The organism is Hymenobacter polaris, assembly GCF_012927305.1.
In the GTDB taxonomy this organism is placed as follows: Bacteria; Bacteroidota; Bacteroidia; order Cytophagales; family Hymenobacteraceae; genus Hymenobacter; species Hymenobacter polaris.
This window is the reverse complement of sequence record NZ_JABBGH010000003.1, coordinates 350,571-365,295: the sequence shown is the minus strand read 5'-3', so window position 1 is coordinate 365,295 and position 14,725 is coordinate 350,571. Positions and strand designations below refer to the sequence as shown.

The 14,725-nt window shown below is 58.7% G+C and carries 10 protein-coding genes; 3 read left to right on the top strand and 7 right to left on the bottom strand.

The features are described 5' to 3' along the window. Nucleotide 1 precedes the first annotated feature (1 nt). Nucleotides 2-415, bottom strand: a complete 414-nt coding sequence (locus HHL22_RS17950) for a hypothetical protein (RefSeq protein ID WP_169532779.1) — start codon at nt 413-415, stop codon at nt 2-4. Between the two features lie 105 nt (nt 416-520). Next, nucleotides 521-763: an AtpZ/AtpI family protein gene (locus tag HHL22_RS17945; protein WP_169532778.1), complete on the bottom strand. Its 243-nt coding sequence runs from the start codon at nt 761-763 to the stop codon at nt 521-523. A gap of 149 nt (nt 764-912) precedes the next feature. On the opposite strand from HHL22_RS17945, the gene porW reads away from it, so the two are divergent. The 3 genes from porW to uvrC all read left to right on the top strand — a co-directional run bounded on the left by porW (nt 913) and on the right by uvrC (nt 8,700). Further along, entirely contained in the window at nt 913-4,077 is a 3,165-nt protein-coding gene (gene porW / locus HHL22_RS17940; RefSeq protein WP_169532777.1) for a type IX secretion system periplasmic lipoprotein PorW/SprE, read from the top strand. Nucleotides 4,078-4,253: 176 nt separating this feature from the next. After that, nucleotides 4,254-6,605: a penicillin-binding protein 1A gene (locus tag HHL22_RS17935; protein ID WP_169532776.1), complete on the top strand. Its 2,352-nt coding sequence runs from the start codon at nt 4,254-4,256 to the stop codon at nt 6,603-6,605. 268 nt (nt 6,606-6,873) lie between these two features. Then, nucleotides 6,874-8,700, top strand: a complete 1,827-nt coding sequence (gene uvrC, locus HHL22_RS17930; RefSeq protein WP_169532775.1) for an excinuclease ABC subunit UvrC — start codon at nt 6,874-6,876, stop codon at nt 8,698-8,700. A 159-nt stretch (nt 8,701-8,859) separates the two neighbouring features. On the opposite strand, the gene porN is transcribed toward uvrC, so the two are convergent. From porN to HHL22_RS17905, 5 genes are all read right to left on the bottom strand, one after another. Continuing rightward, complete coding sequence (gene porN, locus HHL22_RS17925) at nt 8,860-9,876, bottom strand: type IX secretion system ring subunit PorN/GldN (protein WP_169532774.1); 1,017 nt, start codon at nt 9,874-9,876, stop codon at nt 8,860-8,862. Between the two features lie 35 nt (nt 9,877-9,911). Next, entirely contained in the window at nt 9,912-11,498 is a 1,587-nt protein-coding gene (gene porM, locus HHL22_RS17920; protein WP_169532773.1) for a type IX secretion system motor protein PorM/GldM, read from the bottom strand. Between the two features lie 48 nt (nt 11,499-11,546). Next, nucleotides 11,547-12,362, bottom strand: a complete 816-nt coding sequence (gene porL / locus HHL22_RS17915) for a type IX secretion system motor protein PorL/GldL (RefSeq protein ID WP_169532772.1) — start codon at nt 12,360-12,362, stop codon at nt 11,547-11,549. 63 nt (nt 12,363-12,425) lie between these two features. Next, nucleotides 12,426-13,397, bottom strand: coding sequence for a type IX secretion system lipoprotein PorK/GldK (porK, locus tag HHL22_RS17910; RefSeq protein ID WP_449404406.1), 972 nt, complete (start codon nt 13,395-13,397; stop codon nt 12,426-12,428). A gap of 276 nt (nt 13,398-13,673) precedes the next feature. Continuing rightward, nucleotides 13,674-14,669 (bottom strand): PorP/SprF family type IX secretion system membrane protein, encoded by a 996-nt coding sequence (locus tag HHL22_RS17905; RefSeq protein WP_169532770.1) that lies wholly within the window; start codon nt 14,667-14,669, stop codon nt 13,674-13,676. Nucleotides 14,670-14,725 lie beyond the last annotated feature (56 nt).

Sequence of the window (14,725 nt, the reverse complement as noted above, 5' to 3'; positions counted from 1 at the left end):
ATCAGTCGTCTTTTGAGCTTTGCCTCGCTGAAAACGGGCGCAAGTTACTAAAAATAGCCCATATTTCAAAGCCAGCGCACAGGAAATAGGCCAGGAAGAAGACCCCGAGGAAGGTGAGCAGCCCGTGGGTTTCGGCCCGGCCATCCCGAAAAAAGTACAGCAAAATAATGGCGATGCCCAATACTAAGCGGAGCCCTACGCCCCCAAAATAGGCCCCTAAAAAGTGGTCGGGGTTGCGCCGCACGGCCCAAGCAGTGAGGCCGTACCCTAATAGGGTAAGCAGCAAAATGGCAGCCAGCACGTAGGGCGCCAGCGGATGCACTACGGCTGTGCCAAAGGCGGCGCCTAGGCCCGCCAATACGGCAAAGCAAGCCAGGCTAAAGGCCAAGAACTGGGTGAAAAAACGGGAAGTCATTGGCAAAAACCTGTGGTGCAAATGATGCTAAAGCAGCCGGCTTAACTAAGCGACTGCGGGCCTGCCCTAGGCCTTAGTAGTAGGCAAAGGTCGGTAGGTGGAGGGCTAAGGCTGGCTGGCCGAGCGAATAACCTGCACCATCGCCAGCGTGACGCCCGCCAGCGTGAGGCCGACCGTGTACCAGGGCGTTTGGGTGTGGAAGTGCCCATCGAGCCACACGCCAGCCCAAGCGCTGAGGCCGATGATGGCGAACATTTGCACGGCGATGCCGGAGTAGCGGGCCAGCGCCGAGCGGGTAGCAAGGGTTTCTTCCGATTCGGGTGGGGTGGGGGGCGGCGTAGTGGACATGGGGTGGGTGAGGCGAGCGTGAACGAAAGCCGGGGGCATGGCGGAGACCAGCGTAATTTTACGAGTTGCCGCCCGTTAAGGCTGAGCCCGGCGAACATTTCGGGCCGGGCGCGGCGTTGCGCTGCTGGTATTTCCTTATGCTGTTGCCGTTGAAACCTACGCTATTTTCGACCTTTTGCCGCTGGCTGGGCCTAGGGCTGCTGAGTGCGGGTGCGGTGGCGTGCGCCTCGGATAAGTCGCTGGTGAGCCACGCGCTCAATAATGTGGCGGCGCGCGACAACGGCTTTTTTTTGGCCCGCGAGAAGCTGTGGGCCACCGAAGCTACCTTATATAAGGGCCGCGCCAACGACTACAACCAGTTGCTGCCCCTCTACCCTACCCTGGATAGCACGACGGTGCGCGCCACCCGCGCCGACCTCAATGACATTGTGAAGAAGGCCTCGCTGCCTATTCAGCACCGGCCGGGGTCGGACTGGACCGACGATGCCTACCTGCTGGTGGGCTGGGCGCGGTTTTACAAGATGGAGTTTGACGATGCGGAGCTGACGTTTAAGTACGTGAACAGCACCAGCCACGACCCCATTGCCAAGCAGGAGGCGCTGATTGGGCTAATGCGCACCTTTATGCAGCAGAAGCGGCCCGATGATGCTCGCGCCGTGTCGGCGCTGCTGGACAAGGAGCGCGGCCTGCCCAAGGACGCGCGCGAGCTGTTTCTGACGCGGGCCAACTACTACCTGCAAGCTGGCGAGCCTAAGGAGGCTATTCCGATGCTGGAACGGGCTATTCCACTCATTCCAGCAAAAAACGAGCGCTCGCGCACGCGCTACCTGCTGGCGCAGCTGTACGAGGGCCAGGGGCAGGAAAAAGCCGCGGCCGAGCAGTTGAACGAGATTTTGAAGCGTAACCCGCCCTACGAGCTAGACTTTAATACCAAGCTGCTACTGGCCGAGGTGAGCGACCTGGACCAGCAGAACACGGCGCGGCTGGACAAGTACTTTGCCGCCCTGCTGAAAGACGAAAAAAACAAGGAGTACCGCGACCGCATCTATTACCAGCAGGCGCGCCTGGCGTATCGCCAGAAGAAATACCCCGAGGCGCTGGCCCTGCTGCGGCCGGCCGCCAAGGTGCCTAGCCCCAGCAAGTACCAAAAGGGCTATACTTACCTGCTGGCGGGGCGCATTTACTACGAGAACCTGCAGAAGTACCCGCTAGCCGCCGCTTACTACGACAGCGCCGCCACGGCCATGCCCAAAGATAATTCGCTGTATGCCAGCGTAAAGGAGCGCAGCGACATTCTGAAGGACTTCGCCAAGCAGTACACTATTATTCAAACCCAGGACAGCCTGCAAACCTTGGCCAAGCTGCCCGCCGATGAGCTGGACAAGCGCCTGACGACCTACGCCGCCGCCGCCATTGAGGCCAAGCGCCAAGCTGAGGCCAAGGCCCTGGCCGCCCAGCTAGCCGCCGCCCGCCAGCAGGCGGCGGCAGTGAATAATATTACGGGCTCACCGGCAGGCTTTACGGGCACGGCGCCAGCCTTTACCGGCGACCAGCGCACGGCCGCCAACCCCGGCACCACCGACCCACTGAACGCGGTGGCCTCGGGAGCGCTTTGGTATTTCGACAACCCCACCAGCCTGGCCACCGCGCGCACCGAGTTTATCCGGCGCTGGGGCGACCGCAAGCTGCAAGACAACTGGCGCACCCTGAACACGCCGAGCAGCTCGCCCAACGACCCCGCCAACGGCGGCGCGCCGGTAAGCCTGACCGGCAATGACCAAACCCGCGTGGCCGGCACCACCGGCCAGCCGGGCACCGCCGGCCCGCCCGACCCGCTGGCCGAGCAAAAAGCCCTGGCCACACAGTATCGCCAAGCCCTGCCCGACACGCCCGCTAAGCTGGAAGTCTCGAACCAGCAGATTGAGGGCGCGATGTACGAGCTAGGCGGCATTTACAAGGAGTTGCTGAAGGAAAAGCAGCGCGGCTACGAAACCTACGCGGGCGAGGTGCAGCGCTACCCTAGGGGTGCCCACGCCCCCGATGCCGACTACCTGCTGTACCTCTACTACAAGGACCTGCCCGACCCGGCCAAGGCGGCCCAGTACGCGGCGGCTTTGCAGGAATATTTCCCCACTTCAACGTATGCCCGGCTGATTGCCGACCCGCAGTACCGCGAGCACGAGCGCGCCCTGCACAACGCCGTAACCGCCCGCCTCGACGCGGCGTTTGACTTGTACAAAGAGCAGTCGTTTGCCAAGGCCAAGACGGCAGTTGCTGACCTGGAGCGCCAGTACCCCAAGAGCGACCTGGCCGACCGGGTGGCGTACTTGAAGCTGCTGCTGGCCGTGCGCACCCAGCCACCGGGCGCGGCTCGCGCCAGCGTGCAGCAGTTCATCAAGGACTTTGCCGATAGCCCACTGGTGGCCCAGGCGCAGGCCCTAGGGGCCGCTTACCAAAAAGCCGATGCCGGGCAGCTAGCCGGCGCCATGGCCTCCACCGAAAAGCCAGGAGTGTCGCAGTTCCGGCCCGGCGAGGTGGAGAACCGCATGCGCATCGTGTACGGCGCCGACGAGTCGCCCTACATCGACGTAGCTCCTGCGCCGGCCCCTAGCCCCGCCCCAGCGGCGACAGCTACGCCGACCCCGGCCGTAGTGGCCCCAGCAGCCCCGGCGCCCGCTGATGCTATAGCCGCACCTGTTGCTACCGCGCCTAGCACTGCCGCGCCTACTGCTCCAAATAAGGGCCGGGCTAGTAAGCCAACGAAAGGCAAACCTGACCCCACGCCGACGCCTTCTACTACAACTACTGGTGCCGACACCCCAGCGGCACCTGCTGGCACTAACGCGGCTCCGGTAGCCAGCGGCACGCCCGCGCCAACGGCCGCACCCGCCACTACGGGTATACCCAGCCCGGCCCCAGCGCCTACCTCGGCGCCAGCGGTAGCGTACACTACCCAGCTGAGCGCGGCCCACGCGGTGGTGCTGGTGTATCCGAAGGGCCAGGCGCCAGTGGGCGACCTGGCCGCGGCGCTGACCACCTACGACAACAAGTTTTTCAGGGCGGCTGGCTTGCAGGTGCAGCCGGCGCAGGACCTGGGCACCGGGCAGGAAATGGTGGTGGTGCGCGCGCTGCCCAGCGCCAAGGTGGCCCAGAGCTACGCCACCAAGCTGCGCGGGCCGCAGTCGCCGCTGGCGCGGCTGCGGGGGCAGGGCTACGAAACGGTCGTTATCAGCCTGGCCAACCTCGGTTTGCTAGAGCAGAGCGGCGGCAACGTGGCCGGCTACCAGCAATTCTACCAGCAGGTTTACCAATAGCTGGTAGCGGGTATTAAGTTGACATACTTTTTGCTAGGCAGCAGCCCTAGGCCGGCTGGCGGCGCCAACGCTCCGCATTGGCAGTGGCCGGCCAGTAGGGCCTAAGCCCGCGGCCGCTGGCAACGCGCTACTTAGCAACTTTTTGCTGCTCAATTTTTTATCCTTCTTTACTACTCATGCCCACTCCTCCTACTCCTGCCCGCCCGCGCCCTAGCCCAGCGGCGCGGCGCAAGCCCGCACCGGCGCGGCCGGGGCGGTTTCAGGCCTTTACCAGCACGCTATGGTGGCTGTTTGGTGTGGGCCTAGTAGCGCTGGTGCTCTACGTGGCGGCCGTCAACGCCAACTTCCTGAACTTGTTCGGGCGCATGCCCAACCTGCACTCGCTCGAAAACCCGAAGAGCGAGCTGGCGTCGGAAATCTACTCGGCCGATGGGGTTTTGCTGGGCAAGTACTTCCGCGAAAACCGGACGCCCATCGAGTACCAGGACTTGCCGCAGAACGTCATCGACGCGCTCATTGCCACGGAGGATGTGCGCTTTGAGCAGCACTCGGGCATCGACCCCAAGAGCATTATGCGGGCCGTGAAGGGTCTAGGGCGGGCGGGCGGCGGCTCTACGCTCAGCCAGCAGGTAGCCAAGGTGCTGTTTCGCACCCGCGAAGACCTGAACGACGGCACCCTTAACGGGTCCGGCAAGCTGGGGCTGCTTATCACCAAAACCAAGGAGTGGCTGCTGGCCATCCGGCTCGAGCGCAACTACACCAAGCGCGAAATTCTGCGGATGTATTTCAACACCGTGGATTTTGGCTCGAACGCGTTCGGCATCAATACAGCCGCCAAAACTTTCTTTAACAAAAGCCCCAAGCAGCTGACTACGCCCGAGGCGGCTACGCTGGTGGGCATCGTGAACGCGCCCTCGCGCTTTAGTCCGGCCCTGCACCCGGTGCGCTCGAAGCGGCGCCGCAACTGGGTGCTGCGGCAAATGAGCAAATATGGTTACCTGCCCGCCGCCGAGCTGCGCCAGGATACCACCAAGGCCATTGTGCTACACTACTCGGTAGAGAGCCCGGTGCAGGGCCTAGCCCCCTACTTCCGCACCGAGGTGGCTAAGTACCTGCAAGCCTGGGCGCGCGACACCGACCACGACCTGTACGCCGATGGCCTGAAGATTTACACCACCCTCGACTCGCGGATGCAGGCCTACGCCGAGAAGTCGGTGGCTGAGCACTTGGCCTTGCAGCAGAAGTGGTTTTCGGCGCAGTGGAAAGGCCAGTTGCCTTGGCGCGACGAGAACGGCCGCGTGATTCCGGGCTTTCTGGAGGCTTCCATGCGCCGCACCCAGCGCTACAAGTCGCTGGTCGAGCGCTACGAGGGCAACAAGGACTCGGTGCGCTACTACCTCAACCACAAGATACCCATGACGGTATTTAGCTGGCAGGGCGAGCAGCAGGTGATGATGTCGCCGATGGACTCGCTGGCGTACTACAAGCGCTACCTGCGGGCGGGCTTCCTAGCGGTGAATCCGCTCAATGGCTACATCAAAGCCTGGGTGGGTGGGCCCAACTACAAGTTCTTCAAGTACGACCACGTGAAGCAGGGCAAGCGCCAGCCGGGCTCTACGTTTAAGCCCATCGTGTACACGGCGGCCATCGACCAGGGCTATTCGCCTTGCTACCCTAGGCCCGATGTGCCCACTACTTTCCCGGCCGTGGCGGGCCGCCCGGCCTACACGCCGCACAACTTTGAGGGCAGCTTTTCGGGGCGCACCTTCACCTTGCGGCAGGCCCTGGCCCGCTCCATGAACTCGATAACGGCCTGGTTGGTATCGAAGCTGGGGCCCGAAACGGTAGTAGCCTACGCCAAGCGCCTAGGCATCAGTTCGCCCGTTGAGGCGGTGCCGGCGGTGGGCTTCGGCTCGTCCGACTGCAGCATCTATGAATTGGTGGGCGCCTACGGCACGTTCGTGAACAAGGGCGTGTGGACCCAGCCCATTATGGTGACGCGCATCGAGGACAAGAACGGCAACGAGCTGCGCCGCTTCGTGGCCCAAACCAAGGAAGCCCTGAGCGAGGAAACCGCCTACGTGATGACCAACATGCTGCAAGCCAGTACCACCGAGCCGGGCGGCACCAGCACCATCCTGCACACGGGCTTCAAGTTCAATACCACCATCGGGGCCAAGACGGGCACTACGTCTAACTACTCCGATGCCTGGTTTATGGGCCTGACGCCTAACCTAGTGTGCGGCATGTGGGTGGGCGGCGAAGACCGTAGCATCCACTTCCGCACCGGCGCCTACGGGCAAGGGGCGCGCCTGGCGCTGCCGCTCTACGGCCTGTTTATGCAGAAGGTATACCGCGATAAGTCGCTGGATATTGACACCGGCCCTTTCCCCCTGCCCAGCAAGCCGCTCACCATTCAACTCGACTGCTCGCAGTACCGCGGCCCCGCCACGCAGCAGGATAGCATCCCCTACGAGCAGCGCCTGCAGCAGCCTAAAGCCAACGTGCTGGACGACAAGGACATCTAAGACCGCAGATTTAACGGATTTAACGGATTGCGCGGATACGCTTGGCTGCGCCAAGCTGGCTACGCGGATGACGTAGGCTTTAAGCAATGTACTCTTAAACGGCTGGCTACTTTTGCCAGCCGTTTTGCGTTTAACCCAGGCGGCTACCCCTAGCCCTAGGGCCACTAGCGTGTCAAAGCCGCCCTCTTTTCATCTTACGTCCGCGTAGCCAGCTTGGCGCAGCCAAGCGTATCCGCGCAATCCGTTAAATCCGTTAAATCTGCGGTCTATGGCAGCCAAACCCGAACTCCAGGAACAAATAAGCCACTTGCCGCACCAGCCCGGCGTGTACCGCTACTACGACGACGAGGGCATCATCTACGTGGGCAAGGCGGTGGACCTGCGTAAGCGCGTGAGCAGCTACTTCACCAAACAGGACCACAACAAGAAAACCCAGCAGCTGGTCAAGAACATCAAGCGCATTGAGTTTACCATCGTCAACTCGGAATCGGACGCTTTCTTGCTGGAAAACAACCTGATAAAGCAGCACCAGCCCAAGTATAACATCCTGCTGAAGGATGGCAAAACCTATCCCTATTTACTATTAACTAACGAGCGCTTTCCGCGCCTCATTCCTACGCGCAATAAGCAGCCCGACGATGGTCAGTACTACGGCCCTTACGCCAACCAGGGCGCCCTCAACGTGCTGCTGGAGCTGATTCGGGCCTTGTACCCGCTGCGCACCTGCACCTACAACCTGAGCCCCGAGAACGTAGCGGCTGGCAAGTTTAAGGTGTGCCTAGAATACCATATCGGCAACTGCAAAGGCCCCTGCGTGGGCAACGAGGACGAGGCAGCTTACCAGCAATATATTCAGCAGATTCGCCAGATTCTGAACGGCGACTTACGGCTGCCTAGGCAGTACTTCCGCGAGAAGATGACCGCGGCGGCCCAGGAAATGCAGTACGAGCTGGCGCACCAGTTCAAGCAGAAGCTCGATAAGCTTGATGAGTTCCAGGCCAAGAGCACAATTGTGAATGCTTCGCTAACTAACATCGACGTGTTCAGCATCGCCTCCAACGAAAAGGCGGCGTTCGTCAACTACTTCAAGGTGATGAATGGCAGCATCATCCTCACCCAAAACCTGGAGCTAACCAAGAAGCTCGACGAAACCGACGCCGAAATTCTGGCCCCGCTCATCATGCAGCTGCGCCAGGAGTTTGCCAGCGAGGCGCGGGAAATTCTGACCAACGTGCCCGTGGGCGACCTGCCGCTTCCCGGCGTCAGCATCGCCCAGCCGCAAATTGGCGACAAGCGTAAGCTACTAGAGCTGAGCATTAAGAACGTGCTATACGCCCGCAAGGAAAAGGAAAGCATGAACGAGAAAAGCAAGGATGTGAACGAGGTCCGCATCATGGAGCAGATAAAAAAAGACCTGCGCCTGACCGAGCTACCCAAGCACATCGAATGCTTCGACAACTCCAACTTTCAGGGCGACAATCCGGTGTCGGCCATGGTATGCTTTCGCAACGCCCGGCCCAGCAAGAAAGACTATCGCCACTACCACGTGAAAACGGTAGTAGGCCCCAACGACTTCGATACGATGTATGAGGTGGTGACGCGCCGCTACCGCCGCCTTGTGGACGAGGGCGCTAGCCTGCCCCAGCTGGTAATTGTAGACGGTGGCAAGGGCCAGCTCAGCATGGCCGTGAAGGCGCTAAAAGACCTTAATTTATGGGGCCAGATGGCCGTTATCGGCATTGCCAAGCGCCTGGAGGAGATTTACGTGCCCAATGACCCGCTGCCGCTTTACATCGATAAGAAAAGCGAAAGCCTGCGCCTCTTCCAGCGCATGCGCGACGAGGTGCACCGCTTCGGCATCACGTTTCACCGCTCGCGGCGCGACGCCGCCACCCTCAAAACCGAGCTAACCGACGTGAAGGGCCTAGGCCCCGTCACGGCCGATAAGCTACTCAACAAGTTTAAGTCAGTTAAAAAAATCAAGGAGTTGACCGAAGCTCAGTTGGTAGCTGAAGTAGGCAAAGCCAAAGCCAAGGTACTGCTCAACTACTTCGACCAGCAGGAAACCGCCACGCCCGCCACCTCCGTCGAATAACCCCTTAGGCTTTGGCCGGCTGCCCTAGGGCAGTTTCAGAAGCATAAGCTAGCCCTAGGCACTTTTGCGCTCCTTAATAAACAAAAGAGCCCCGACCGGATGGTCGGGGCTCTTCGCGTAGCAGAGAAGCCTAAGCTACATATCTGTTAAATCCGCGGCTTAGAAAGACCACAGATTGTACTCGTACTCTACCAGGTCGGCGGCGGTTTGCTGAGCGGCTAGCAGGCCATCGCGCTCACTACCGTACTGCGTAGCCAAGTCGTCGCCCGAAGGATTCGACACCTTCACGATGTAGGAGTTGAACAGCCACAGTTCAAAAGCGTCAGCCAGATTCTTGTGCTGCGCATCGTTCTGCGCATTAAACCAAATGGCCGTCTGCGGATTGTTGCGGAACACCTTCACCAAGTCGGCATACTTAAAAGAAGCCACATTCTTCTCAAGTCCCGATACGTTGGCTTTCAGCGTAGAAGGCAGCTTGAGCGAGATGGTCTTGATTTGATGGTACATCCGCGAGCGCTTCTTGTCGAAAATCATCTCCTCGGTCAGCTCCATCTGGTAGATGTCCTTGGGGCGGTATTCGTCCGACGTAGCGGGCGGCGCTACCACAGGGGCGGGCGTAGCAGCCACCGTTTGGTAGATGACACGGCCGCGCTTGTCCTTCATAATTTTGCCTTTCGCATCGCGCTTAGGCGTGCCCTTCGGCTTGGCTGCCGCCACTGGCGCACCCCAGCCACCGCTGCTGCTGCTCGAGCTACCCCAGCCATCGTTGGCGGCAGCCTTTTTCTTGGTAGCCGGCGGGGCACCCGCACCCCAGTCACCGCCGTCAGCGTCGGGGCTGATGGGAGCTTCTATAGGGTACGACATGTTGGCTGACATCTCCTTGGCCGTGATGGTCGTGGTGACCGAATCGCTGCGGTAAGGGGTAAGCTCGCCGCGCTTTACGGCCTCGATAATGACCCGGCTGATTTCGTGGCCATCCGAGAACATGGGGCGGTTTTGCTTTTCGCGCAAGTCGATGGCGCGCCAGATAGTTTTCTTAAACATCTGGTCCGACACCGGGATGGGACGCACGGCACCGGTCGAAGCCACTGCCGCCGCCTGCTCTTGCGCATGGCCGGCTAGGGCCAGGAGCATTGCGGCCGCCGTTACGGGCAGAACTTTGAAATAGCGGGTCATAACGTAGTGATTAATAAGCTGAAGGTAGATTCTAATTATTGCAGCGGCACGTTGAAGATGCGGGAAGGCATCTGCACATCCTTAATCTGGTTTTGGAAGTTCTGGCGCTGCACACCTTTTACTTCGATATACAGGCGGTCGCCTTCCTTGGCGGCGTCAACCATGTTGCTGAAGTTACCCGTCGGGCCGTTCACTTCTACCGGCCCAATTACCGGGCGCTTGCCACGGGCTAGAACGGCCTGGAAGTGCGATACGCGGTAGCGGGCATCATCGGGCAGGAAAGTCTTGAAGCCGGGGTCAGCTACTGCACGCAGCGTAATCGAGCGAAGCGCGCTGGCAGGAGTGCCAGCCTTTTCGTTTACTTCGGTGCTGCCAGCGTAGCACTGGATAGTGGGGTTAGGCACCGGCCGCACCTTGAATTCTTGCGAGCCAATAGCGTTGCCACCGCTGCTCACGTTCAGCGTTACCTCGCGGGCGTTGGGCACCAGGGTCACTTCGCCTTTTTGGCCCGTAATAACCTGCGCCCCCGAAGCCGAGAAGGCCGGCTGGTACTGCGCCCCTAGGGCCGGCACCTGCACGCTCAGCTTGTTGCCGCACTCGTAATACAAAGCCTGCACCGAAGCCGACTGAATCTGCATTACCGGCTTGGTAACAGTGTAATCAACCTTCTGAGTGAAAGTGGTATCGCGGCCTCCTTGGTTGATGGTGATTTTGCCAATCCACGAAGCTTTGGCGTTGCCCGAAGCGTCGAAGTTGCCAGGACGAGCCGTGAACTCTACTTTGCCGTGGCCATCAGGACCAACTTTCAGGGGTTGGCCGTTGTAGGTCATATTTTGCTTGAGGCCCGTGGCGGCAGCCGTCAAAAACAGGTCAGCCTTGTACTTGGTGCCAGCCGCTACCGTGTTCGATTCGGCCGAGGCAAAAGCGCCCAGCTTATCAAATACGATGGTTTTGGCGCCTACTTTCTCAGCTTGCTTTTGCAGGGCATCAGCCTGGTACTTCAGCACTTCGGTTTCCTTCTGGCTCAGTACGGCCAGCGCGGCTACTACCGGCGTGTTCTCGAAGTTCAGTTCGGCGAAGCTCTTGTTCTTTTGCTCTGAGCTAGGGGCAATGCGCGGGTCATTCTTAGCATCGAGTGCCAGGGGCATGGCATCGGGCACGAACTGCTTGATGTACTCCGAATAGTCGTTCAAGCGCTTCTGCATGGGGTAAGCCAAGCCGTTTTGCTTGCCGCCGAGCATGGTGATAGCCACCTTGTCCTCAGCGCTCATGTTCTTATAGTCGTTCTTGCCCTTAACGTTCTCCGTTGACGTGATAAGCTTGTCGCGCACCTCATTGAGGTAGTCAACAACCTTTTTCGTCTCCTCACGAATCTCTTCGCTCTTCTTAAGCACGGCAATGTCGCCCGCCTGATTCTGATTCTTTTTCACCGCCGCCTCGATGCCCTTCACTGTGTTAGCAGCTGCTTGGTCAGTTTTGGCGTTTACATCGGTAAGGCTATCGTCGATAAACTTGAACTTCAGCAAGATAGCTGAGTTCACTTGCAGCGCGAGCAGAGCAGTTAGCACGAGGTACATCATGCCAATCATCTTCTGCCGCGGTGTTTCTTTAGCACCTGCCATCGGATATCTTTCTAATTAACTAATTGAATAAAGATGACCTTGTTTAGCCTAGGCAGGGGCACCAGCGCGCATGGCGTTCAGCATGTTGCCGTACACGCGGTTGAGCGACGACAGGTTGCCAGTTAGGTCGGCTACCTGGTGCTGTAGGCTTTCGGTGTCTTTGCCAGCCTGCACCATGTTTTCCATGGCCTTGCCGAGGGTGCCGTAGAACTGGTTCATCGACTTCAAGTGCGTGTTGGCATCTTGCAGTTCCATCTCGTACACCGCGTTCAAGGCGCCGAGGTTTTTGGTCACATTCTGTACTTGGGCGTGGTACTCCTTGGCGTCATTAGTAGCATTCGACAGCGAAGAGATAGCCTCCACGGTGTTGCCGTAAGCCTTGTTGATGCCGTCGAGCGAGTTGGCAGCGGCGCGCACTTTCTGCGTGTACTCGTCGGTTACGTTGGTAGCCTCGCCCAGCTTGCCTAGCTGCGCGGTGGTGGTGCTGAGGCGGTTGAGGCCCTGGCCCAGGTTAGCTAGCGCTTCGGGAGTTACGTTAGCGTTTTTCAGCATGTCGTCCAGCTTGCCAGTCAAGCCATTAGGCGCAGGCGTTTTGGCATCGCGGAAGCGGTTGTCGTTGGTCGAGGGGTCATACCCTTCGCTTAGCTCGGGATATACCAGCGACCAGTCGGTATCGGGCGAGTGGGGCTGGAAGGCACTCAGGAAGAAAATAACGGCCTCTGTGCCGAGGCCCACCATTAGCATAACGTCAGCACCTTTCCAGTGCAGAATCTTGAATAGAGCACCAATGATAACTACGGCAGCACCGATGCCATATATCTTAGGCATCACTTGGTCGTACAGAAAATTAGGTTTAGCAGCCATTTGAATTGTAAATAGGTAAAGGTTGTAGGAGAAAAGAAATGGTGATGTTGGAAGTAAATCTGGTTAGTTGAGACGACGGTTGGTGCCCATGCCAATTTGAATCATCGAGCAGCGGAAGCCGATGTAGGAGCGCGACGAATCCTGGTATTCGAAGTTGCGGGTGCCGGTTTCGAGGAAGTACTGAATATCTTTCCACGAGCCGCCACGCACTACTTTGCGAGGCTCGTTATCGTCGGGGTTGGTGGGGTTCAGGTCCCACACTACCGGCACAGCCGCTTCCATGTAGGCGTCGTCGCACCACTCGCTCACGTTGCCGGCCATGTCATACAGGCCAAAGTCGTTGGGGAAGTATGAGCCCACCTCCGAGGTGTAGGCGTAGCCATCCGAAGCATAGTCACCGCGGCCGGGCTTGAAGTTGGCCAGCATGCAGCCTTTGGTGTTGCGCACGTAAGGGCCACCCCAGGGGAAGGTAGCCAGCTCGCGGCCCCCGCGGGCAGCGTACTCCCACTCCGCTTCCGAAGGCAAGCGAAAGTTGGGCATGGGCGACTCGCCCCTTTCTTCGTTGTGGGTATTCTTGAGCTTGGTGCGCCAGTTGCAGAAATACTTGGCTGCAAACCAGTCTACGCCCACCACCGGGTAGTCGTCAAAAGCTGGGTGCGAGTAGTAATATTCCAGCAGCGGGTCGCCCATGTGGTAGGTAAAGTCACGCACCCACACCGTGGTATCGGGATAAAGCTCCGTTTTAATGTAGTCTTCGCCTAGGGCTTCCACCGAGTCCTGCATAATGGCATTGACGAACTGGCGGTATTCGTTGTTCGTAATTTCGGTCTCATCCATGTAGAAGCCGGCGATAGTCACCTGCTTGTTCATGTTCACCATCGAGGCTGCGATGTCCTGGTCGGTTTGGCCCATGTGGAAGGTGCCGCCGGGGCAAGCCACCATGCCAAAAGGTACTTCCTGAGGATTATAGATAGGACGGTCTTCCGAGCCCACGAGGTCGCCACCAAAGTCTTTGGTAAAGCAACCACCCAGCATTAGTCCCGAAAGCGCGAGTAGCGGGAATACCAGAATTTTTTTCATAATAACAAGAAAGAATTAATCTTATACCTAGGCGTTAATTGTGTCGAATTGCATGTTGATGGCAAAGCTACACCATCTGCAGCTTTCGCACAATATTTCCGGCCTGCAGATAGTATAATTATTCGTTGAGAAGTAGGGGAAAAGGGCTGAATGAGCTGGTTTTGACTACGAAATTATTGTCTTTTTTACTACTTGACCCTTTTGCTGCAAGCTGGAAAAATCCAAAAAAATCTAGAAGCTATAACGCGGGGTGTGGATAGCAGGGCGCGTGAGTAGGGTCATTTGGGGCAGCCGCAACTGGAAGAGTATTTCGTGGGAGCTGAAGGCGCGAGCGGCTTGGTTAAAGGCAATAAAGTCGAAAGCGTAGCCAATGCGGTAGCGATTGTCGGCCCCGAAGGCGTAGCCTAGCAGGCCTGAAATGGATTCGTCGTAGCGATAGTTCGCGCCTACTGAAAATTGGTCATTTACCGTGGCCCGCACACCGGCCTCAAACGAGTAATTGTGCTGGTTGTCGTATTTGCTTTTGGTGTCGTAGCGCCCTGGCAGCACGGCTTTTACTAGTGCCATGGGCGTGACGGTAACGCTGGAGGAAGCTTCGATATTGTAGCCGGTACTTAAGTAAGCATGGTTTTCGCCTAAGTACTGGCTACCAACACCTTGGGTTCCGTTGCTTTTGAACGTATACTCGGAGCGCAACAGGTTGTTCAAGCTCAAGCCAGCGTAAAACTTGGGGGCTTCGTACCACAGCCCGGCCCCTAGGTCAAACTTATGGTCGGAAGCGTTGGCTGGGATATTAATGTCGTCGGGGTCGATGGCCCGATAAGTACCCTTCCCTATATAGGTATAAATACCCTGCACGCCGATGCCCAGGCGGCCCTGGCCCAGCTTGATGTGCTGCGAGTAGGAGAGCGCAGTATTGGTAATCTTGGTCACGCCGGCCTGGTCGTAATAGGCGGCAATGCCCACCCCACCCCCTAGGGGCAAAATTGGAATGGAAGCCGATACCATACCCGTGCGCGGCGAGCCGTTATCATCCCCCAAGGTGTTGCCCAGATTCAGGTACTGGTAGCGCCCGATTACGTTGACCTCGACTTGCTGCTTGATGCCCGCATAGGCGGGATTCAGGTACATGCCGTTGAGGCCGTAGTGGGTGAATTGCGGCTGCTGCTGCGCCCGTACCGAGCCAGCCGCTGCCAGCAATAAGGCGGCGAGTAAGATTTTTTTCATATGAGCGAGGGGGAAAGAGCGGGTGGGCAAAGCAAGCCCGTACCAGCCTAGGCAGA

Bases quoted from the DNA above. Each gene is read 5' to 3' on its own strand.
- HHL22_RS17950 (WP_169532779.1), bottom strand. From the start codon at position 415: ATGACTTCCCGTTTTTTCACCCAGTTCTTGGCCTTTAGCCTGGCTTGC.
- HHL22_RS17945 (WP_169532778.1), bottom strand. From the start codon at position 763: ATGTCCACTACGCCGCCCCCCACCCCACCCGAATCGGAAGAAACCCTT.
- HHL22_RS17935 (WP_169532776.1), top strand. From the start codon at position 4,254: ATGCCCACTCCTCCTACTCCTGCCCGCCCGCGCCCTAGCCCAGCGGCG.
- uvrC (WP_169532775.1), top strand. From the start codon at position 6,874: ATGGCAGCCAAACCCGAACTCCAGGAACAAATAAGCCACTTGCCGCAC.
- porN (WP_169532774.1), bottom strand. From the start codon at position 9,876: ATGACCCGCTATTTCAAAGTTCTGCCCGTAACGGCGGCCGCAATGCTC.
- porM (WP_169532773.1), bottom strand. From the start codon at position 11,498: ATGGCAGGTGCTAAAGAAACACCGCGGCAGAAGATGATTGGCATGATG.
- porL (WP_169532772.1), bottom strand. From the start codon at position 12,362: ATGGCTGCTAAACCTAATTTTCTGTACGACCAAGTGATGCCTAAGATA.
- porK (WP_449404406.1), bottom strand. From the start codon at position 13,397: ATGCTGGGTGGTTGCTTTACCAAAGACTTTGGTGGCGACCTCGTGGGC.
- HHL22_RS17905 (WP_169532770.1), bottom strand. From the start codon at position 14,669: ATGAAAAAAATCTTACTCGCCGCCTTATTGCTGGCAGCGGCTGGCTCG.